This is a genomic window from Streptomyces sp. NPDC020780 (genome assembly GCF_044334475.1).
GTDB lineage: Bacteria > Actinomycetota > Actinomycetes > Streptomycetales > Streptomycetaceae > Streptomyces.
This window is the reverse complement of record NZ_JBIRTB010000001.1, coordinates 462,933-483,148: the sequence shown is the minus strand read 5'-3', so window position 1 is coordinate 483,148 and position 20,216 is coordinate 462,933. Positions and strand designations below refer to the sequence as shown.

The following is a 20,216-nucleotide window of genomic DNA, read 5'->3' as shown; positions in this document are numbered from 1 at the left end:
ACCGGGCGGCCGGGGCGATCTTGCGGCGCCCTGCCCGTGCGGCTACTTCTCCTCGAAGTCGTGGGCCGCGACCCGGAGCGGCCGCAGCATCGCGAAGATCTCGGCGCACTCCTCGGCGTCGTACACGCCGAGCCCGAAGTCCATCGCCATCAGGTCCTCGGTGGCCGCCTCGACGACCTCGCGGCCCTTGTCGGTGATGGAGGCGAGGGTGCCGCGCCCGTCGTTCGGGTTGGGGCGCTTGGCGACCAGTCCGGAGCGCACCAGCCGGTCGACGGTGTTGGTGACGGACGTCGGGTGGACCATGAGACGCTCGCCGATCTTGGACATGGGCAGCTCACCGGCCTGCGAGAAGGTGAGCAGGACCAGGGCCTCGTACCGGGCGAAGGTCAGCCCGTACGGTTTGACCACCGCGTCCACCTCGGCGAGCAGGATCTGCTGCGCACGCATGATCGAGGTGATCGCCCCCATGGAGGGCACCGGTCCCCAGCGCCGCTGCCAGAGTTCCTCGGCGCGGGCGATGGGATCGAAGGGCAGGCTGAGCGGCTTCGGCACGGCACGACCTTACCCACTGGTCACATGCCGGTCAGCCCTGTCTCGCACTTCGGTACCGGACGCTCTCACCGGCCGCCTCGCCCCTCACGCCCGCCTGCCGGTGCGGCGCGCGACCGGCCCGCACACCCCTCGGCGGTACGGGCACCGGCCCCGCCCGCACGGCGCCCGGCAGGGCTCCGGTGGGCCGCGGCCTCCGCCGGGCGCTCCCACCGCCCCGCCGGGACCGAGCCGCGCCGACCCGGGGGCCGGGGCCCGGGGCGGACGTGTGCCACCGGGGCACCCGGACAGCGGGGCGGCGCGAGAACCCGCCGAGGGGCCGGGTCTCAGTCCGCCAGGTGGCGTTCGACCGTCTCGACCTTGGAGGTCAGGCCGTCGGTGACACCCGGCCGGATGTCGGCCTTCAGGACCAGGGACACGCGGCCGGCGCGGGCCTCGACCGCGGCGACGGCCCGCTTGACGACGTCCATCACCTCGTCCCACTCGCCTTCGATCGAGGTGAACATCGCGTCCGTGCGGTTGGGCAGCCCGGACGCGCGGACGACCCGTACGGCGTCGGCGACGTACTCACCGACGTCCTCGCCGACACCGAGCGGGCTGACGGAGAAGGCCACGATCATGCGCTGACCACCCCTTCGCGGCGGGCGCGGGCGGCGATGACGCCGTCGGCCTCGTACTTCTTGAGCAGCTTCTCGCCGTAGAGACCGCCGAAGGGCACGACCGCGAGGAGGAAGAAGAGGGCGACGCGCTTGAACGGCCACTTGGCCTTGACCCACACGTCCAGCAGGAACACCAGGTAGATCGTGAAGAGGAGGCCGTGCAGCGCGCCGAGGGGCGGCATCAGGAAGTCGATGTCCGAGACCCGCATGAGCAGCGAGCCGAAGATGAGCAGCGCCGGGAAGGAGAGCGCCTCGGGAAGCGAGATGAGGCGCAGCCGGTGCAGGGCGGAAGCGGTCTTGATGTCCACGAGGGCACCTTCGGTGGGAGGGGGCGTGTCGGCTTGTGAACGCGGGCACAAGCACAGCCATTGTGGCATCGCCCCCGGCCCGCCGCGGCGCGGGGTCCGCGGCGGGTCGCCACGGCACGTATCGGCTCATACCAGGGCCGGGCCGGGGCACGGATCCTCCCTGGGGACCTGTCCCCGGCGCCGCCCGGCGGTTACGGTCGCCTCGTGGCGATGTTCCGACTGCAAGGCAGCAAGACGCTGGCCGTCGACCTGACAGGCGATGCCGTCAAGGCGAAGAACGGCTCGATGGTCGCGTACGACGGCCGTATGGACTTCAAGAAGATGTCCGGCGGCGGTGAGGGGATCCGCGGCATGGTGACCCGCCGGCTGACCGGCGAGCAGATGGCGATGATGGAGGTGAAGGGGCAGGGCACCTGCTGGTTCGCCGACCGCGCCAGTGAGATCAACCTGGTCACGCTGCACGGCGACAAGCTGTACGTCGAGGCGAGCAACCTGCTGGCAGCCGACGCGGGGCTGCGCACCGGCACCACCTTCACGGGGCTACGGGGCGGGGCCACCGGCAACGGCCTGTTCACGACGACCGTCGAGGGCAGCGGTCAGGCGGCGATCATGTCGCACGGTTCGGCCGTGGTCCTGCGGGTGACGCCCCAGTACCCCCTCAACGTCGATCCGGGCGCCTACATCGCGCACCAGGGCGATCTGCGGCAGCACTTCCAGTCCGGGGTGAGCTTCCGCACGTTCATGGGCGAGGGCTCCGGGGAGTCCTTCCAGATCCGCTTCGAGGGCGACGGTCTCGTCTACGTGCAGCCGAGCGAGCGCAACACCGTCGGGGGTGATGTCTGATGCCGTTCACCGAGATCAACTCGAAGATGGTCGAGGCGAGGGTGCTGCCCGGCCAGAAGATGTACAGCCAGCGCGGGGCGATGCTCGCCTACCGGGGCGACGTGTCGTTCACCCCGAACATCCAGGGCGGGCAGGGCGGCCTGGCCTCCATGATCGGCCGGCGCGTCGCCAACGAGGCGACCCCGCTGATGACGGTCGAGGGCGACGGTACGGTGATGTTCGGCCACGGCGGTCACCACATCCAGGTCATCGGGCTGTCCGGCGACACCCTCTACGTGGAGGCGGACCGGCTGCTCGCCTTCGACGGGACGCTCCGGCAGGGCACGATGTTCATGGGCTCGCAGGGCGGCGTGATGGGTATGGTGCGCGGCCAGGTGACCGGTCAGGGCCTGTTCACGACCACCCTCACGGGCCATGGGGCGGTCGCGGTGATGGCCCACGGCGGAGTGATCGAACTGCCGATCACCCCGGGCCGCCCGGTGCACGTGGACCCGCAGGCGTACGTCGCGCACCACGGAGAGGTGACCAACAAACTCTCCACGGCGCTCGGCTGGCGCGACATGGTGGGACGCGGCTCCGGGGAGGCGTTCCAGCTGGAGCTCAGCGGCAGTGGTGCGGTGTACGTCCAGGCGTCGGAGGAGAAGCTGTGAGCACCCCTGTGATCTTCGATCCGGTGACGCTGCCGTCGGACGACAACGTCAACGCGTACACCTTCTGCGTGGAGCTCAAGGGGAGCCAGTGGTTCCTGCAGAAGGGCAAGATGATCGCCTACTACGGGCGGATCGACTTCAACGGCATCGGGCACGGCCGTTTCGAGCGGCTGATCCGCACGAGCTTCCACTCCCCCCTCCACGCGAGCGACTGGGTGGTGGCCGAGGGCAGCGGGAAGATGCTGCTCGCGGACCGGGCCTTCGACGTGAACTCCTTCGACCTGGAGGACGGCAACCTGACGATCCGGTCCGGCAATCTGCTCGCGTACCAGCCCTCGCTGGCACTGAAGCAGTCGATCGTGCCGGGCTTCCTCACCCTGATCGGTACGGGGAAGTTCGTGGCCGCCTCCAACGGCCCGGTCGTCTTCATGGAGCCGCCGATCCGGGTGGACCCGCAGGCACTGGTGGGCTGGGCGGACTGCCCCTCGCCGTGCCACCACTACGACCACGGGTACATGACGGGCGTCATGGGCGGGCTGCGGTCCCTGACCGGGATCGGCGGCACGTCGGGCGAGGAGCACCAGTTCGAATTCGTCGGCGCGGGTACGGTGCTGCTCCAGTCCACCGAAGCGCTGATGGCCGAGCAGGCGACGGGTCTCACCCCGCACGAGCCGGGGGTGCCGGGAGGCGGGCAGCACTCACCAGGGGCGGGCCAGCACGGGTCCACGCCGCGTATGCCCGGTCAGCTGGGGGACCTCCAGCGCCGCTTCGGACTGTGAACGGTACTCTGCGGAGTGTGACGCGGGGTCGCGCGTGCCCGGTATCACGTCAACCGACTTCGTCCGGCTTTCAACTTCTTAGGTAGAATCCATACATGGAGACCGAGACGGCCACCCGCTGGCTGACCGATACGGAGCAGTGCGCCTGGCGTACCCACCTGGATGTCGCCAGGCTGCTGACACACCAGCTGGAGAAGGATCTCCAGCCGTTCGGGCTGACCATGAACGACTACGAGATCCTGGTCAACCTGTCGGAGTCGGACGACCAGCGCATGCGGATGAGCGATCTCGCCGGGGCCACCCTGCAGTCCAAGAGCAGGCTCTCCCACCAGATCACCCGTATGGAGACCGCGGGCCTGGTGCGGCGCGAGCACTGCGAGTCGGATCGGCGCGGGCTGTTCGCGGTCCTGACCGAACTGGGTGCCGAGACCATGCGGAAGGTGGCGCCGCACCATGTCGAGTCGGTGCGCAGGCACTTCATGGACCTGCTGTCGCCCGAGGCGCTCGGCGAACTGCACGCGGCCCTGACCCCGATCGCGGACCACCTGCGCGGCCGGCGCGGCAAGCCCTGACGTACCGGCGCGCCGATCCCCGCGGGATCGACGCGCCGGCCCGGCGGCCGCTGGCCGGCTGCTCTCAGGGGCGGCCCGGCAGCCGCAGGACGAACGCCGCGCCGCCCTGCGGGGCTGTGCCCACGGTGAGCGTGCCCCCGTGCCGGGCGGCTACGTCACGGGCGATGGCGAGGCCCAGACCGGCTCCGCCGTCGTCCCGGCTGCGGGCGTCGTCGAGCCGGACGAAACGCTCGAAGATCCGGTCCCGTTCCTCCTCGGGCACACCCGCGCCGTCGTCGGCGACCTCCACCAGGACGTCCCCCCGTTCGGCCCGCACGGCGACGGTGACCGAACCTGCCGCGTGACGCTCGGCGTTGTCCAGCAGATTGCCGACCACCCTGGCCAACTGCCCGTGTGAGCCGTTCACTTCGAGGGGCGCCTCGTCCTGGACCGACACCGCGACCGTGATCCGGTCGCCGGTGCGCTGGGAGACCTCCTCACGGACCAGCGCACCCAGTCCGACAGCCGCTCGCCCGGGCCGCTCCCCCGCGTCCAGCCGGGCCAGCAGCAACAGGTCGGCCGCCAGCCCCTGCAGCCGTACGGTGTCGGCCACCGCGCCCGGCACGTCCAGCAGTTCCGGATGCGCGGCCCCCACCTCCAACTGGGTGCGCAAGGAGGCGATCGGGCTGCGCAGCTCGTGCGAGGCGTCCGCGACGAAGCGCCGCTGCCGATCCACCGAGGCCTCCAGTACGGTCAGCGTCGCGTTGGTGGTACGGGCCAGCCGCGCGATCTCGTCCCGCGAGGACGGCTCCGGTACCCGGCGCCCCAGGTCCTCCGAGGCCGTGATCGCGGCCAGTTCACGCCGGATGCCCTCGACGGGCCGCAGCGCCCGGCGCGTCACCAGCCAGGTCACGCCGGCGACGACGAGGAGGAGGACGGGCAGCCCCGCCAGCATCGCGCTGCGCACCGAGCCGACGGCCTCCTGCTCGGCGGCCAGGGGGGCGCCCGCATGGACGGTCAGGGTGACGCCGGCCGAGGTGGTCCCCTCGACCGCGGCGAAGCGGTAGTCCGCGGTGTCGCCGTCGACGGTCGCGGTGCCGTTCCCGAAGTCCGGTTCTTCCGAAGAGACTTCGCCGCGCGCCGGATCGCCGCCACCGTCGTCGCCGTCCGCACGGCCGCGGTCACCACCGTGGTCGTCCCTGCCACCGTCGTCGTCGGCGGCCACAGGATCACCGGTGCCGGCCACGGGCGCCGGGACGACCTGAGGGGTGGCCGTACCCGAGACGGCCTCCAGGCCCTCGGACACGGCCACCACGCGCCCCTCCTCGTCGGTCACCTGGATCGGGTGGACGTCCTCGTCGCCCAGGTCCAGGGCCGCGTACGGCACGTCCAGGGCGAGCTGCCCCGCCACCTCCCGCGCCGCCACCTCCGCCTCCAGCCCCGCCCGGTCGGTGAGGTTGGCCCGCAGCACCAGGAGTACGGCGAGACCGGCGCCGACCAGGGCGACGGCGACGACCAGGGTGGCGCCCAGCGCGGCCCTGGCCCGTACCGACCTCACAGCGCCTCCAGTCGGTATCCGGCGCCCCGCACCGTGCGGATCGAGGCGGCGCCGAGCTTGCGGCGCAGGGTGCTGACGTAGACCTCCACGATGTTCGGGTCGCCGTCATAGGCGAAGTCCCAGACGTGCTCCAGGATTCGGGCCTTGCTGACCACCTCGCCGGCCCGCACCGCCAGCTGTTCCAGTACGGCGAACTCCTTGGCCGTCAAGGTGATCTCCTCCTCGCCCCGGTGCACCCGCCGGGCCGCGGTGTCCAGCCGCAGCGTGCCGACGGCGAGCACCGGGGAGGCGGACCCGCCACGGCGGCGCAGCAGGGCCCTCACCCTGGCGACGAGGACGACGTAGGAGAAGGGCTTGGTCAGGTAGTCGTCGGCGCCCGTGTCGAGGCCCTCCGCCTCGTCGTACTCACCGTCCTTGGCGGTCAGCATCAGGATGGGCACGTCGTGGCCCGCCGCGCGCAGTGCGGCACAGACCCGGTAGCCGTTCATGCCGGGCAGCATGATGTCGAGCACCACGAGGTCGTGGACCCCCTGGCCGGCGCGGTGCAGTCCCTCCAGCCCGTCGTGGACGACGTCCACGGCGAACCCCTCGGCGGTCAGCCCCTTCGCCAGGGACAGCGCCAGGCGCTTCTCGTCCTCCACGATCAACAGACGCATGGCCACAGGGTGGCAGGCCGCACCTGAAGACGGCTTCAGGTGGCTTCAGGCTGCGTTCAGCATCGCCCCGCCAGTGTGGGTCCCCTCGAACCGCACATTCCCTCGGGGAGGACCACATGAAGCGCAACATCGCCATCGCCACCGTCACCGCGGCCGTACTCGTCGGCGGCGCGATCGCCGCGACCACCGCCCTCGCGGACGACGACGGGGGCCGGCAGGACAGGGTCTCGCGAAGCACGGACCGCACCACGGTGAGCCGCGCCGCGGATGACCGGGTGACCCTCGAGAGGGCGGTCGCCGCCGCGCTGGAGGCGGTTCCGGGGACGGTTACCGAGGCCGAGCTGGACGACAGTGACGGCGACGACGGCCGGCGCGTCTGGGAGCTCGACGTGTACGGCTCGGACAAGGTCTGGCACGACGTGACGGTGGACGCGGGATCCGGGAAGGTGGTGTCCGCCCGGGACGACGACGGCGACGGCCGCGACCGGCACGCTCCCCGGTCGGCGTCCGTCCCTCTGAGGGCGGCGGCCGGCGCGGCGCTCGAGGCGGCGCCGGGGACGGTGACCTCCGTGGACCTGGACGACGACCGTGACGACGACAGGGGCGGTGCGCCGCGGTGGGAGGTCGACGTCAGGGGCGAGGACGGCCGGGAGCACGAGTTGCGGGTCGACGCGTCGACGGCGGTGGTCACCACGGATCGCCACCACGACTGACACCCCGCTGGCCGGACCGGACGAGGACGGCGGCCGGCGGACACTGCCGTGACCGGTCACCCGGCCCGGGGACTCCGGCCGGTGAGCCGCACACAGCGGTCCCGGCCCCGCCCCCGGGGTGCGATGAGCCCCACGTCCCCCTGGTCAGGGCCGTGGGGCGTAGCCGCTGCGAACGCCGGTACCCGTGGGCGGCCGGGGCGGGCGGTGGACGGCTGGTTGCCGCCGGGCGGCCCCGCAGGGACCGCCCTCCGTGCCGGGTTCCCGGGCGGCCCGCACGCCGCCCGGGGCCGTCAGTCCCGCGCCGGGCTACCGGTGAGCCCCGCGACCAGTTCGTCCGCCGCCGCGTACGGGTCGAGCGACCCGGCGGTGATCCGTTCCGCGAGCGCGTCCAGCCGGCGGTCGCCGTGCAGGTCGGCGATCTTCTCGCGCAGCGCGGTCACGGCGATCGTCTCGACCTCGCGGGCCGCGCGGGCGGTGCGCCGCTCGGCCAGGACACCGCGTTCCTCCATCCACGCCCGGTGCTTCTCGAGCGCCTCGACGACCTCGTCGACACCCTCGCCCCGGGCCGCGACCGTCTTCACGATCGGCGGCCGCCAGTCGCCCGGCCCCCGGGACTCCCCCAGGCTCAGCATGTGGTTGAGCTCGCGGGCGGTGGCGTCCGCGCCGTCCCGGTCGGCCTTGTTCACGACGTACACGTCGCCGATCTCCAGGATTCCGGCCTTCGCGGCCTGGATGCCGTCGCCCATGCCCGGGGCGAGCAGCACGACGGAGGTGTCGGCCTGGGAGGCGATCTCCACCTCCGACTGGCCCACCCCCACCGTCTCCACCAGGATCACGTCGCAGCCCGCCGCGTCGAGCACCCGGATCGCCTGCGGCGCCGACCAGGCGAGGCCGCCCAGGTGACCGCGGGTGGCCATCGAGCGGATGTAGACGCCCGGGTCGGAGGCGTGCTCCGACATCCGGACCCGGTCGCCGAGGAGCGCGCCCCCGGAGAACGGCGACGACGGGTCGACCGCCAGCACCCCGACCCGCCTGCCCGCCTTCCGGTAGGCGGAGACCAGCGCCGAGGTGGAGGTGGACTTGCCCACACCCGGCGATCCGGTCAGGCCGACGACGTACGCGTGGCCCGCCAGCGGGGCCAGGGCCGCCATCACCTCGCGGAGCTGGGGCGAGGCCCCCTCCACCAGGGAGATGAGCCGGGCCACCGCACGCGGCCTGCCCTGGCGCGCCTGTTCCACCAGGGTGGGGACGTCCACCTTCACGCTCGGTCTCCTCGCTCTCGTACGGTGTGACTACTTGCCGGGGACGCGGATGATCAGCGCGTCGCCCTGACCGCCGCCGCCGCACAGCGCCGCCGCTCCGGTGCCGCCGCCGCGCCGCTTCAGTTCCAGCGCCAGGTGCAGGACCACCCGGGCGCCCGACATGCCGATCGGGTGACCGAGAGCGATCGCGCCGCCGTTCACGTTGACCTTGTCCGAACTGACACCGAGGTCCTTCATCGACTGGACCGCGACGGCCGCGAACGCCTCGTTGATCTCGATGAGGTCGAGGTCCTCGACGCCGATGCCCTCCTTCTTCAGGGCGTGGCGGATGGCGTTGGACGGCTGCGACTGCAGCGAGTTGTCCGGGCCGGCCACGTTGCCGTGGGCGCCGATCTCGGCGATCCACTCCAGGCCCAGTTCCTCGGCCTTGGCCCTGCTCATGACGACGACCGCGGCGGCGCCGTCCGAGATCTGCGAGGAGGTGCCGGCCGTGATCGTGCCGTCCTTGGAGAAGGCCGGGCGCAGCTTGCCGAGCGACTCGGCGGTCGTCTCCGGGCGGATGCCCTCGTCCTTCGAGAAGAGGACCGGGTCGCCCTTGCGCTGCGGGATCTCGACCGGGGTGATCTCGGCCTCGAAGAGGCCGTTCTTCTGGGCGGCGGCGGCGCGCTGGTGCGACAGGGCACCGATCTCGTCCTGGGCGGCGCGGTCCAGGCCCAGACGGGTGTTGTGCTTCTCGGTGGACTCGCCCATCGGGATGTTCTCGTAGGCGTCGGTCAGACCGTCGTACGCCATGGAGTCGAGCATCTCGATCGCGCCGTACTTGTGGCCCTCACGGGACTTCGGGAGCAGGTGCGGGGCGTTGGTCATCGACTCCTGGCCGCCGGCCACCACGACGTCGAACTCTCCGGCGCGGATCAGCTGGTCGGCGAGCGCGATGGCGTCGAGACCGGACAGACAGACCTTGTTGACGGTGAGCGCGGGGACGTTCATCGGGATTCCGGCCTTGACCGCCGCCTGCCGTGCCGGGATCTGCCCTGCCCCGGCCTGGAGCACCTGGCCCATGATCACGTACTCGACCTGGTCACCGCCGATGCCCGCGCGGTCCAGCGCGGCCTTGATGGCGACGCCGCCGAGGTCGGCGCCGGAGAAGCTCTTCAGGGAGCCGAGGAGCCGGCCCATGGGCGTCCGCGCGCCCGCGACGATCACTGAGGTGGTACCGGTCGTTCCTGACATGAGGCGCAGCCCCTTGGGATCGGTTGTGAACGAGGGTGAGGAGGGACCGGCACATGAGGAGCGGCGTCACAGAGCCGGTCACGCACGTCCGCGGCGTTGTCGTCGGTCGGCATGGCTCCGCCATGGCTTCCTCCTCCGCCCTGCGGCCGTCCGCACCCGGCCCCGCTCCGTCTTCCACTCCTCATGTGCCGGTCCCTCCGCTTGAATGTACTGAGCGGTACCGCGCCCGTCATCCGGCTGTGGGTGTGATCGCGCGCACGTTGCGTAACCATCCCCGGGGCGCTGCACTGGTTCCATGCTGACGCGAATCGACCACATCGGAATCGCCTGTTTCGACCTCGACAGGACGGTGGAGTTCTACCGTGCGACCTACGGGTTCGAGGTGCACCACACCGAGGTCAACGAGGAGCAGGGTGTCCGCGAGGCCATGCTCAAGATCAACGGGACCTCGGACGGCGGTGCCTCGTACCTCCAGCTGCTGGAGCCGACCCGTGAGGACTCGGCCGTGGGCAAGTGGCTGGCGAAGAACGGTGAGGGCGTGCACCACATCGCCTTCGGGACCGCGGACGTCGACCAGGACGCCTCGGACATCCGCGGCAAGGGGGTCCGGGTGCTGTACGACGAGCCGAGGACCGGGTCGATGGGGTCCCGGATCACCTTCCTGCACCCCAAGGACTGCCACGGCGTCCTCACGGAACTGGTCACCGCCAGGGGCGAGCACTGACCGACCCGTACCCGGCCCGGTAGAGTGGGCGGTTCCGGGCCGGGGCCGGGCCGGGGCCGCACCGCGTCCCCGCCGCTGATCTGTCACCATTCCCCGGGGGGACCGTTCGTCCGCGAGCGGTACCCGTTCGGAGAATTGCGACCAGGGTTGGGGTCCCCCCCTGCTCAGTGGGGCATCCCCTGCTCGAACGAAGTTGAGAGCTCGGGGAAGAAGTCGAGAGCTCGGGGAAGGATGGGACCGCGCAGTGCGGGGCTACGAGAGCCAGCAGAGCCACCGAGCTGACGACGACCATCTCTCGCGGTTCGAAGCCGAGATGGACCGGCTGAAGACCGACCGGGAGAAGGCCGTCCAGCACGCCGAGGACCTCGGCTACCAGGTCGAGGTCCTGCGTGCCAAGCTGCACGAGGCCCGGCGCACCCTCGCCACCCGTCCCGCGCACGACGGCACGGACTTCGGCTACCAGGCCGAGCAGCTCCTGCGCAACGCCCAGATCCAGGCCGAACAGCTGCGCACCGACGCCGAGCGCGAACTGCGCGAGGCCCGGGCGCAGACGCAGCGGATCCTGCAGGAGCACGCGGAGCACCAGGCCCGTCTGCAGGCGGAGTTGCACACCGAGGCGGTCCAGCGGCGTCAGCGCCTCGACCAGGAACTGGCCGAACGCCGGCAGACCGTCGAGTCCCACGTCAACGAGAACGTCGCCTGGGCCGAGCAGTTGCGGGCCCGGACGGAGTCCCAGGCCCGCCGGCTCCTGGACGAGTCGCGCACCGAGGCCGAGCAGTCGCTGGCCGCCGCCCGCGCCGAGGCGGCCCGGCTCGCCGACGAGACCCGACGGCGCCTCAACGCCGAGGCTGAGACCGCCCGTTCCGAGGCCGAGACCACACTGCTGCGGGCCCGCCGGGAAGCGGAGCGGCTGATGGCCACCGCGTCCGCCCAGGCGCAGGAGGCCGCCGCCCACGCCGAGCAGCTGCGCTCGACGGCCACCGCCGAGACCGACCGGACGCGGCAGCAGACCGCGGAGCTCAACCGCACCGCCGAGCAGCGCGTGCAGGAGGCCGAGACCCGGCTGCGCGAGGCCCGCCTGGAGGCCGAGAAGGTCGTCGGCGAGGCGAAGGAGGCCGCGGCCAAGCGGCTGGCCGGCGCCGAGTCGCAGAACGAGCAGCGCACCCGTACGGCCAAGTCGGAGATCGCCCGGCTGGTCGGGGAGGCCACGAAGCAGGCCGAGGCCCTGAAGGAAGAGGCCGAGCAGGCGCTGGCCGACGCCCGGGCGAAGGCCGAGCGGCTGGTCACCGAGGCCGCGGAGAAGGCCCGTACGGTCGCCGCCGAGGACGCGGCGGCCCAGCTCGCCAAGGCCGCCCGCAGCGCCGAGGAGGTCCTGACCAAGGCCTCCGAGGACGCCAGGTCGACGACGAAGGCGGCGGCCGAGGAGGCCGACCGGATCCGCCGCGAGGCCGAGGCCGAGGCGGACCGGCTGCGCGGCGAGGCCGCCGAGCAGGCCGACCAGCTCAAGGGCGCGGCCAAGGACGACACCAAGGAGTACCGGGCCAGGACGGTCGAGCTCCAGGAGGAGGCGCGCCGGCTGCGCGGCGAGGCGGAGCAGCTGCGCTCCGAGGCCGTCGCCGAGGGCGAGCGCATCCGCGGCGAGGCCCGCAGGGAAGCGGTCCAGCAGCTGGAGGAGGGCGCCCGCACCGCCGAGGAGCTGCTGACCAAGGCGAAGGCGGACGCCGAGGAGCTGCGGACCTCCGCGGGCACCGAGGGCGAGCGCGTGCGCGCCGAGGCCGCCGAGCGCGCCGCCACGCTGCGCAAGCAGGCCGAGGAGGCCTTGGAGCGCAGCCGTGCCGAGGCGGAGAAGCTCCGTACCGAGGCCGAGGAGCAGGCCGCCGCCCTGACGTCGGCCGCGGAGAAGGCCGCCGGGAAGCTGCGCGAGGAGACCGAGCGCGCGATCGAAGCCCGTAAGGCCGAGGCGGCCGGCGAGCTGGCCCGGATGCACACGGAGGCCGAGTCCCGCCTCGCCTCCGCCGACGAGGCGCTCGGCACGGCCCGTACGGAGGCCGAGCGGATCCGCCGCGAGACGAGCGAGGAGTCCGAGCGGCTGCGCGCGGAGGCCGCCGAGCGGCTGCGCCTGCTGCAGGAGCAGGCCACGACGGAGGCCCAGCGGCTGCGTGACGAGGCCGCCGCCGACGCCGCGGAATCCCGCGCCGAGGGTGAGGCCGTCGCCGTACGGCTGCGTACGGAGGCCGCCACCGAGGCGGAACGGCTGAGGACGGAGGCGCAGGAGAGCGCCGACCGGGTGAGGTCGGAGGCCGCCGCGGCGGCCGAGCGGGTCGCGACGGAGGCCGCCGAGGCCCTCGCCGCCGCCCAGGAGGAGGCGGGCCGGCGCCGCCGTGAGGCCGAGGAGACGCTGGGCAGCGCCCGCGCCGAGGCGGAGCAGGAGCGCGGGCGTGCCCGCGAGCAGAGCGAGGAACTCCTCGCCTCCGCCCGCAAGCGGGTCGAGGAGGCGCAGGCCGAGGCCCAGCGGCTGGTCGAGGAGGCGGAGCGCCGGGCGGCCGAGATGGTCTCGGCGGCTGAGCAGACCGCCCAGCAGGTACGCGACTCCGTCGCCGGGCTGCAGGAGCAGGCCGAGGAGGAGATCGCCGGACTGCGGTCGGCCGCCGAGCATGCGGCGCAGCGGACGAGGACCGAGGCGCAGGAGGAGGCGGACCGGGTCCGGGCGGACGCCTACGCCGAGCGCGAGCGGGCCGCCGAGGACGCCGGCCGGATCCGCCAGGTGGCGCACGAGGAGTCGGAGGCCGCGAAGGCGCTGGCCGAACGGACCGTCTCCGAGGCGATCGCCGAGTCGGAGAAGCTGCGTTCGGACACCTCCGAGTACAGCCAGCGGATGCGTACGGAGGCGTCCGACGCCCTCGCCTCCGCGGAGCACGACGCCTCGCGCGCACGGGCCGAGGCCCGTGCGGACGCCAACCGGATCCGTTCCGAGGCGGCGGCGCAGGCCGACCTGCTCGTCGGCGAGGCGACGAGCGAGAGCGAGCGGATCCGCGCGGAGGCCGCCGAGCAGGCGGAGCGGTTCGTCGGCGAGGCCACCGAGGAGGCGGAGCGGCGGCGGGCGGAGGCGGCGCAGACCGTCGCCTCGGCGCAGGAGCACGCGTCCCGAACCCGCGAGGAGTCCGAGCGGCTGCGCGCCGACACGGAGTCGGCGGCGGAGCAGTTGCGGGCCGAGACGGAGTCCGCGGCGGAGCAGTTGCGCGCGGAGGCCCGCCAGGAGGCGGACCGGGTGCTGGACGAGGCGCGCGAGGCCGCGGCGAAGCGCCGTGCCGACGCGGCCGAGCAGGCCGACCAGCTCGTCGGCAAGGCCCGGGAGGAGGCGTTGCGCGCCGCCACCGAGGCCGAGGAGCAGGCCGACAGGATGGTCGGCGCGGCACGCAACGAGGCCGTCCGGATCACCTCGGAGGCCACCGTCGAGGGCAACTCCCTGGTGGAGCGGGCCCGCGCGGACGCGGACGAGCTGCTCGTCGGCGCGCGCCGGGACGCCACGGCCACCCGGGAGCGGGCGGAGGAGCTCAGGACCCGTCTGGAAGCCGAGATCGAGGAGCTGCACGAGCGGGCCCGGCGCGAGACCTCGGAGCAGATGAAGACGGCGGGTGAGCGTGTCGACAAGCTGATGAAGGCGGCGACGGAGCAGCGTGCGGAGGCCGAGGCGAAGGCCAAGGACCTACTGGCCGACGCGAATTCGGAGGCGAGCAAGGTCCGTATCGCGGCGGTGAAGCGCGCGGAGTCTCTCCTCAAGGAGGCCGAGACCAAGAAGGCCGAGCTGACCCGCGTGGCCGAGAAGCTGCGCGCCGACGCCGAGGCCGAGGCCAAGCGGATCGTCGACGAGGGCCGTCGCGAGCTGGACCTCCTGGTCCGCCGGCGCGAGGACATCAACACGGAGATCTCCCGAGTCCAGGACGTGCTGGAGGCGCTGGAGTCCTTCGAGGCTCCCGCCGCCTCCGGCAAGTCCGCCAACAGCGGCTCGGGGGCCGTCAAGGCGGGCGCCGCGGCGGGCAACCGGGCGGGTGGCAAGACGTCGGATGGGTAGGCACTGCTCACCGGCCGTTCCGCGCCGGGTAATTCGCCATGAACATTCAACCCTTCGGTGACAAGCACTCCGGAGGGCAGCCACTCAAAAGGGGTGTCATTCTCCATATCAAAGCGGCATCTTCACGTTGACACGCCGCCCAGCCCCCTAGGATTCCTACCAACACCTCACCGGTCTCATTCGACAGGAACCCCATGAGCGACCCTTCCTCCCCCTTCGGCTTCGAGCTCGTGCGACGTGGATACGACCGCGGTCAGGTGGACGACCGCATCACCAAGCTCGTCGCCGACCGTGACAGTGCTCTCGCCCGCATCACCTCTCTGGAGAAGCGGATCGAGGAGCTCCACCTCGAGACGCAGAACGCCCAGGCCCAGGTCAACGAGTCCGAGCCGTCCTACGCCGGGCTCGGCGCCCGCGTGGAGAAGATCCTCCGCCTCGCCGAGGAGGAGGCGAAGGATCTGCGTGAGGAGGCCCGCCGCGCCGCCGAACAGCACCGCGAGCTGGCCGAGTCGGCCGCCCAGCAGGTGCGCAACGACGCGGAGTCCTACGCCGCGGAGCGCAAGGCCAAGGCCGAGGACGAGGGCGTACGCATCGTCGAGAAGGCCCAGGGCGAGGCGGGCACGCTGCGCAGCGACGCCCAGAAGGACGCCCAGCAGAAGCGCGAGGAGGCGGACGCCCTCTTCGAGGAGACCCGCGCCAAGGCCGCCCAGGCCGCCGCGGACTTCGAGACGAACCTCGCCAAGCGCCGCGACCAGTCGGAGCGCGACCTCGCCTCCCGCCAGGCGAAGGCGGAGAAGCGTCTCGCCGAGATCGAGCACCGCGCCGAGCAGCTCCGCCTGGAGGCGGAGAAGCTCCGCACGGACGCCGAGCGCCGGGCCCGTCAGACGGTGGAGACCGCGCAGCGCCAGTCCGAGGACATCGTGGCCGACGCGAACGCGAAGGCCGACCGGATCCGCAGCGAGTCGGAGCGCGAGCTGGCGGCGCTCACCAACCGCCGCGACTCGATCAACGCCCAGCTGACCAACGTCCGCGAGATGCTGGCGACGCTGACCGGTGCCGCGGTGGCGGCCGCCGGCTCGCCGGCGGACGACGAGCCGGCCACCCGCGGGGTGCCGGCCCAGCAGAGCCGCTGACACCGCGTACATCAGCTGTACCCTTGTGCGCGCCCGGTTCCACCCGTGTGGTGGCGCCGGGCGCGCGGGCGTTCTAGCGTGATCGCATGATCGAGCTCGACGGACTCACCAAACGCTTCGGCAACAAGGTTGCCGTGGACGGCCTGTCATGCCGGGTCAGACCGGGCATGGTGACGGGATTCCTCGGTCCGAACGGGGCGGGCAAGTCCACCACCATGCGCATGATGCTCGACCTCGACAACCCGACGAGCGGCTCGGTCCGCATCGACGGCAAGCACTACCGCGAGCTGCGGGAGCCGCTGAAGCACATCGGGGCCCTGCTCGAGGCCAAGGCCATGCACGGCGGCCGCAGCGCGTACAACAACCTCCTCTGCCTGGCGCAGAGCAACCGCATCCCGGCGAGCCGTGTCTCGCAGGTACTCGACACGGTCGGGCTGGGCGCGGTGGCGAAGAAGAAGTCGAAGGGTTTCTCCCTCGGTATGGGCCAGCGGCTGGGAATCGCCGCGGCGCTGCTCGGTGATCCGGAGATCCTGATGTTCGACGAGCCGGTCAACGGCCTGGACCCCGAGGGAATCCACTGGATCAGGAATCTGATGAAGGCGCTCGCCGCGGAAGGCCGGACGATCTTCGTCTCCTCGCACCTGATGAGTGAAATGGCCCTGACCGCAGATCACTTGATTGTGATCGGCCAGGGCAGGCTGCTCGCCGACACCTCGATGGCCGACTTCATCCACGAGAACTCCCGAAGCTATGTGCGGATGCGCTCCCCGCAGCAGGAGCGGCTGCGGGACGTGCTGCACGGGGCGGGGATCGTGGCGGCCGACGCCGGCGACGGCGCCCTGGAGATCGACGGCGCGGAACCGGAACCGCTCGGTGAGCTCGCCGCCGGACACGGGATCGTGCTGCACGAGCTCAGTTCCCAGCGCGCTTCGCTGGAGGAGGCATTCATGCAGATGACCGCGGGCGCCGTGGAGTACCACGCCCACTCCGAGCGCGAGGGGCGGCCCCAGCCGCCGCCGGTGGGACCGCACTGGGGCGATCAGTGGACCCGGCAGGCCGGTACCGCGTCCGGCGACGGCACGAAGGGGGAGTGAAGGGCATGGCCTCGGTACCCGCAGTCCTGAATTCGGAGTGGACCAAGATCCGCACGGTCTCGTCGACCACCTGGACCCTGATCTCCGCCTTCGTCGTCACCGTCGCGATGGGCGCGGCGCTCAGCGCCCTGCTGAACGCCCAGTTCGACGACCTGCCCGCCGCGGAGCAGGCCACGTTCGACCCCACGTTCGTGAGCTTCTCCGGCATGGTCCTGGGTCAGCTGGCGATGGTCGTCTTCGGCGTCCTGGTGGTCGGTACGGAGTACAGCTCCGGCATGATCCGCACCTCGCTCGCGGCCGTTCCGCGGCGCGGTTCGTTCCTGTTCAGCAAGATCGCGGTGGCCGGCGTGCTGGCCCTGGTGGTCGGGCTCGCCACGAGCTTCGTGACCTTCTTCCTCAGCCAGGCCCTGCTGGGCGACCACAGCACGGGCATCGGCGCGGAGAACGTGCTGCGCGCCGTCTTCGGCGGCGGCGTCTACATGGGACTGATCGCGGTCTTCTCCATGGGCGTGGCGGCGATGCTGCGCAGCTCCATGCTGTCGCTCGGCATCCTGATGCCCTTCTTCTTCCTCGTCTCGCAGATCCTCTCGGCGGTTCCCGGTGCCAAGAGCGTGGCGCGCTACTTCCCCGACCGGGCCGGATCCAAGATCATGCAGGTGCTGCCCGACGCCATGAACAGCGATCCGGCACCCTACGGTCCGTGGGGCGGGCTCGGCATCATGGCGCTGTGGGTGGTGGCCGCGCTGATCGGCGGGTACCTCGTCCTCCGGAAGCGGGACGCCTGAGGGCCCCCACGCCGCCCCGCCGCGACGACTTGGCCGTTACCGGTACCGCCTGGTTATCCTCCTAACTCTTACGGGGGTGCGCGGCCGGGTGGCCTGTCGCCCCGACGACAGACACGTCGATGGGGCTGGAGAATGATCGAGGCAGTCGGCCTGACGAAGCGCTACGGCGCCAAGACGGCCGTGTACAACCTTTCCTTCCAGGTGCGGCCGGGAGCGGTCACGGGCTTCCTCGGCCCGAACGGGTCCGGCAAGTCGACCACCATGCGCATGATGCTCGGCCTGGACCGGCCGACGTCGGGCCATGTGACGATCGGCGGTCACGCCTTCCGCAGCCTTCCCAACGCGCCGCGCCAGGTGGGCGCGCTGCTGGACGCCAAGGCGGTGCACGGTGGGCGCAGCGCCCGCAACCACCTCCTGTCCCTGGCCCAGCTGGCCGGTATCCCGGCAGCCCGGGTGGACGAGGTCCTCGGTGTCGTCGGCCTGCAGGACGTCGCCAAGAGGCGGTCCAAGGGCTTCTCGCTCGGCATGGGACAGCGGCTCGGGATCGCGGCGGCGCTGCTCGGCGACCCGCAGGTGCTGCTCTTCGACGAGCCGGTCAACGGACTCGACCCCGAGGGCATCCTCTGGGTGCGCAACCTGATGAAGCGACTGGCGTCGGAGGGCCGTACGGTCTTCGTCTCCAGCCACCTGATGAGCGAGATGGCGGTGACCGCCGACCATCTGATCGTGATCGGGCGGGGACAGCTGCTCTCCGACATGAGCGTCACGGACTTCATCTCCGCCAACTCCGCGGACTTCGCCCGGGTGCGCGTCGCCACGGACCGGCCGGAGGGCCGGGAGAAGCTGACGGCCTCGCTCACCGGGGCGGGCGGCCGGGTCATGCCGGAGGCGGACGGGGCCCTGCGGGTCACCGGTCTGGCACTGCCCCGGATCAGCGACCTGGCGCACGCGGCGGACGTGCGGCTGTGGGAGCTCTCGCCGCATCAGGCCTCCCTGGAGGAGGCGTACATGCGGATGACGCAGGCCGCCGTGGACTACCGCTCGACGGCCGACGCCAAGGCGGGACTCCAGCCGCCGGCGCCCGGCTACGGGGCCGGTCACGGGGCTTCCGGGCAGCCCGGCCACGTCCCGCAGCCTCCGTCCGAGGTGCCGCAGCAGGGCTGGTACGCCCCGCCGCCGCCCGGACAGAACCCGTACGCCGAGCCCGCGCCCGCCGCCCCTCACGGGCCCGTACCGGCGGCCGGGACGGCTCCGGCGGCGCCCGCAGACCCGACCACGCGCGAGACCAGCGAGGACCCCCGATGACGACGCCGGCCACCCCGCCGCCCCCGCAGGCGCCCCAGCAGCCCTTCCAGCAGCCGCAGCAGGGCTGGGGCGGCCCCGCGGGTACCTACGCCTCGCCGATCCCGGTGCGCAGCCCCGGCCTCGGCGACGCCATCGCGTCCGAGTGGACGAAGATCCGCTCCGTGCGCTCCACGATGTGGACCCTCGGGGTGATGATCGTCCTGCTGCTCGCGGTGGGGCTGCTCGCGGCCTTCGCCGTCAGTGCCTCGGACGCGGAGCTCGAGGACACCCCGGTGCTGAGTCTCGGCTTCTTCGGCGTCCTGCTCGGTTCGATCTGTGTGATCACCCTGGGCGTACTGACCATCGCCTCGGAGTACGGCACGGGCATGATCCGTACGACGCTGACCGCCTGTCCGAGCCGCTCCCGGGTGCTGATCGCGAAGTCCGTCGTCTTCTTCCTGCTCACCTTCTCGATCACCGCGGTGACGACGGGTATCGTCGGCCTGCTGCAGACGGCCATGCTGGGCGGCGCGACGGCTGGCGGAGACGACTGGCTGCGCGCCACGGTGGGGGTGGCGCTCTACGTGGCGACGCTCGGGCTGCTGTCGCTCGCCATCGGCGCGCTCGTCCGGCACTCGGCCGGCGCGATCACCCTCATGATCGCGGTGGTCCTGCTGCCGCTGGTGCTTGCGATGTTCATGTTCTCGCCGAGCCTGGCCGACGTGCAGGAGGCACTCCTCGAGTACTCGATCCCCAGCCAGCTCGCCGCGTTCTACGACGCCTCGGTCACCCCGTCGGGGCCGTCCGGCTGGGAACCGCTGTGGATCGTCGTCGGGGTGACGGCCGTCGCCATGACCGGCGCCTTCGTCTCCCTGGACCGCCGGGACGTCTGAGCCGCCCGGCCTATCCTCAGTAGCGCGGAGCGTTCCTGGACCGCTGCACCCGTGTGGTGCGGCGGTCCCTGGCGTTCCAGCAGGCCTTGTGCCAGTGCCTGCGGTCGTCGATGCCGCCGAACTCCGGCCAGGCGACCAGGTGCGGGACGCCGGAGGGGATCTCCTGGTCGCAGCCGGGGCAGCGGTAGCGCTTGCCCGCGGCGCTCGCACCGCTCACCGGGCGCACCGACCACTCCTCGCCCTGCCAGTTCTCGGTGGCCCCGCCCCCGCCGTACCGACCGGCCGCCTCTCGCGCGTTGCCGGTGGGACTCTCGCCGCCTCGGGGGCGGTTGCGGCGCGGGGACACGGGACACCTCACGGGGCGGTACGGGCAGTTCCCGTCCAGCGTAGAGCCCCGCGCAGCCGACGGGTGCCCGCCTGTGACGGGGGCGCCCGGAGGGACGGAGGGGTTAGCGGAAAATCGCAACAAC

20 protein-coding genes are annotated in these 20,216 nt (G+C 72.2%); 12 read left to right on the top strand and 8 right to left on the bottom strand.

Translation table 11 applies throughout. The annotated features are described in order from the left end of the window. Positions 1-42: 42 nt before the first annotated feature. The 3 genes from ACH4VO_RS02235 to ACH4VO_RS02225 form a co-directional block, all read right to left on the bottom strand. Entirely contained in the window at positions 43-552 is a 510-nt protein-coding gene (locus ACH4VO_RS02235) for a MarR family transcriptional regulator (RefSeq protein WP_360983927.1), read from the bottom strand. A 323-nt stretch (positions 553-875) separates the two neighbouring features. Then, a complete protein-coding gene (locus ACH4VO_RS02230; RefSeq protein ID WP_307124914.1) occupies positions 876-1,169 on the bottom strand; it encodes an MTH1187 family thiamine-binding protein in 294 nt (97 codons plus the stop codon). Next, complete coding sequence (locus tag ACH4VO_RS02225) at positions 1,166-1,516, bottom strand: DUF3817 domain-containing protein (RefSeq protein ID WP_069170648.1); 351 nt, start codon at positions 1,514-1,516, stop codon at positions 1,166-1,168. The genes ACH4VO_RS02230 and ACH4VO_RS02225 overlap by 4 nt, the downstream gene beginning before the upstream one ends. A gap of 210 nt (positions 1,517-1,726) precedes the next feature. On the opposite strand from ACH4VO_RS02225, the gene ACH4VO_RS02220 reads away from it, so the two are divergent. The 4 genes from ACH4VO_RS02220 to ACH4VO_RS02205 all read left to right on the top strand — a co-directional run bounded on the left by ACH4VO_RS02220 (position 1,727) and on the right by ACH4VO_RS02205 (position 4,360). Beyond that, positions 1,727-2,359 (top strand): AIM24 family protein, encoded by a 633-nt coding sequence (locus tag ACH4VO_RS02220; RefSeq protein ID WP_360984342.1) that lies wholly within the window; start codon positions 1,727-1,729, stop codon positions 2,357-2,359. Beyond that, positions 2,359-3,009 carry an AIM24 family protein gene (locus ACH4VO_RS02215; protein WP_360983923.1) on the top strand — a complete coding sequence of 217 codons (651 nt, stop codon included), beginning with the start codon at positions 2,359-2,361 and terminating at the stop codon, positions 3,007-3,009. The genes ACH4VO_RS02220 and ACH4VO_RS02215 overlap by 1 nt, the downstream gene beginning before the upstream one ends. Next, positions 3,006-3,788: an AIM24 family protein gene (locus ACH4VO_RS02210; protein WP_360983920.1), complete on the top strand. Its 783-nt coding sequence runs from the start codon at positions 3,006-3,008 to the stop codon at positions 3,786-3,788. Before ACH4VO_RS02215 ends, ACH4VO_RS02210 begins: the two co-directional genes overlap by 4 nt. A 95-nt stretch (positions 3,789-3,883) precedes the next feature. Next, on the top strand, positions 3,884-4,360 hold the full coding sequence (locus ACH4VO_RS02205; RefSeq protein ID WP_360983917.1) for a MarR family transcriptional regulator: 477 nt from the start codon (positions 3,884-3,886) through the stop codon (positions 4,358-4,360). Positions 4,361-4,424: 64 nt separating this feature from the next. On the opposite strand, the gene ACH4VO_RS02200 is transcribed toward ACH4VO_RS02205, so the two are convergent. Then, positions 4,425-5,897, bottom strand: a complete 1,473-nt coding sequence (locus ACH4VO_RS02200) for a HAMP domain-containing sensor histidine kinase (protein ID WP_360983914.1) — start codon at positions 5,895-5,897, stop codon at positions 4,425-4,427. Beyond that, on the bottom strand, positions 5,894-6,553 hold the full coding sequence (locus ACH4VO_RS02195; protein WP_360983911.1) for a response regulator transcription factor: 660 nt from the start codon (positions 6,551-6,553) through the stop codon (positions 5,894-5,896). Before ACH4VO_RS02195 ends, ACH4VO_RS02200 begins: the two co-directional genes overlap by 4 nt. Positions 6,554-6,669: 116 nt before the next feature. Here ACH4VO_RS02195 and ACH4VO_RS02190 point away from each other — a divergent pair, with 116 nt between their 5' ends. Continuing rightward, positions 6,670-7,266, top strand: a complete 597-nt coding sequence (locus tag ACH4VO_RS02190) for a PepSY domain-containing protein (protein WP_360983908.1) — start codon at positions 6,670-6,672, stop codon at positions 7,264-7,266. A 290-nt stretch (positions 7,267-7,556) separates the two neighbouring features. Here ACH4VO_RS02190 and meaB read toward each other — a convergent pair whose 3' ends face one another. Together meaB and ACH4VO_RS02180 are read right to left on the bottom strand one after the other, a co-directional pair. Beyond that, positions 7,557-8,528 (bottom strand): methylmalonyl Co-A mutase-associated GTPase MeaB, encoded by a 972-nt coding sequence (meaB, locus tag ACH4VO_RS02185; RefSeq protein ID WP_360983905.1) that lies wholly within the window; start codon positions 8,526-8,528, stop codon positions 7,557-7,559. 30 nt (positions 8,529-8,558) lie between these two features. After that, positions 8,559-9,761: an acetyl-CoA C-acetyltransferase gene (locus ACH4VO_RS02180; protein ID WP_360983903.1), complete on the bottom strand. Its 1,203-nt coding sequence runs from the start codon at positions 9,759-9,761 to the stop codon at positions 8,559-8,561. Between the two features lie 295 nt (positions 9,762-10,056). Here ACH4VO_RS02180 and mce point away from each other — a divergent pair, with 295 nt between their 5' ends. The 7 genes from mce to ACH4VO_RS02145 all read left to right on the top strand — a co-directional run bounded on the left by mce (position 10,057) and on the right by ACH4VO_RS02145 (position 19,746). After that, positions 10,057-10,485 carry a methylmalonyl-CoA epimerase gene (mce, locus tag ACH4VO_RS02175; protein ID WP_360983900.1) on the top strand — a complete coding sequence of 143 codons (429 nt, stop codon included), beginning with the start codon at positions 10,057-10,059 and terminating at the stop codon, positions 10,483-10,485. A gap of 244 nt (positions 10,486-10,729) precedes the next feature. Beyond that, a complete protein-coding gene (scy, locus tag ACH4VO_RS02170) occupies positions 10,730-14,557 on the top strand; it encodes a polarized growth protein Scy (RefSeq protein WP_360983897.1) in 3,828 nt (1,275 codons plus the stop codon). Positions 14,558-14,751: 194 nt separating this feature from the next. Continuing rightward, positions 14,752-15,690 (top strand): cellulose-binding protein, encoded by a 939-nt coding sequence (locus ACH4VO_RS02165; RefSeq protein ID WP_360983894.1) that lies wholly within the window; start codon positions 14,752-14,754, stop codon positions 15,688-15,690. An 86-nt stretch (positions 15,691-15,776) separates the two neighbouring features. Next, positions 15,777-16,784 carry an ABC transporter ATP-binding protein gene (locus ACH4VO_RS02160; RefSeq protein ID WP_360983891.1) on the top strand — a complete coding sequence of 336 codons (1,008 nt, stop codon included), beginning with the start codon at positions 15,777-15,779 and terminating at the stop codon, positions 16,782-16,784. A gap of 5 nt (positions 16,785-16,789) precedes the next feature. Next, positions 16,790-17,569, top strand: coding sequence for an ABC transporter permease subunit (locus tag ACH4VO_RS02155; RefSeq protein WP_360983888.1), 780 nt, complete (start codon positions 16,790-16,792; stop codon positions 17,567-17,569). A gap of 132 nt (positions 17,570-17,701) precedes the next feature. Next, positions 17,702-18,874, top strand: coding sequence for an ABC transporter ATP-binding protein (locus ACH4VO_RS02150; protein ID WP_360983885.1), 1,173 nt, complete (start codon positions 17,702-17,704; stop codon positions 18,872-18,874). After that, positions 18,871-19,746 (top strand): ABC transporter permease subunit, encoded by an 876-nt coding sequence (locus ACH4VO_RS02145; RefSeq protein ID WP_360983882.1) that lies wholly within the window; start codon positions 18,871-18,873, stop codon positions 19,744-19,746. The genes ACH4VO_RS02150 and ACH4VO_RS02145 overlap by 4 nt, the downstream gene beginning before the upstream one ends. Positions 19,747-19,762: 16 nt before the next feature. Here the strand turns inward: ACH4VO_RS02145 and ACH4VO_RS02140 are convergent, their stop codons facing one another. Beyond that, positions 19,763-20,092: an ATP/GTP-binding protein gene (locus ACH4VO_RS02140; protein ID WP_360983879.1), complete on the bottom strand. Its 330-nt coding sequence runs from the start codon at positions 20,090-20,092 to the stop codon at positions 19,763-19,765. Between the last annotated feature and the right edge of the window lie 124 nt (positions 20,093-20,216).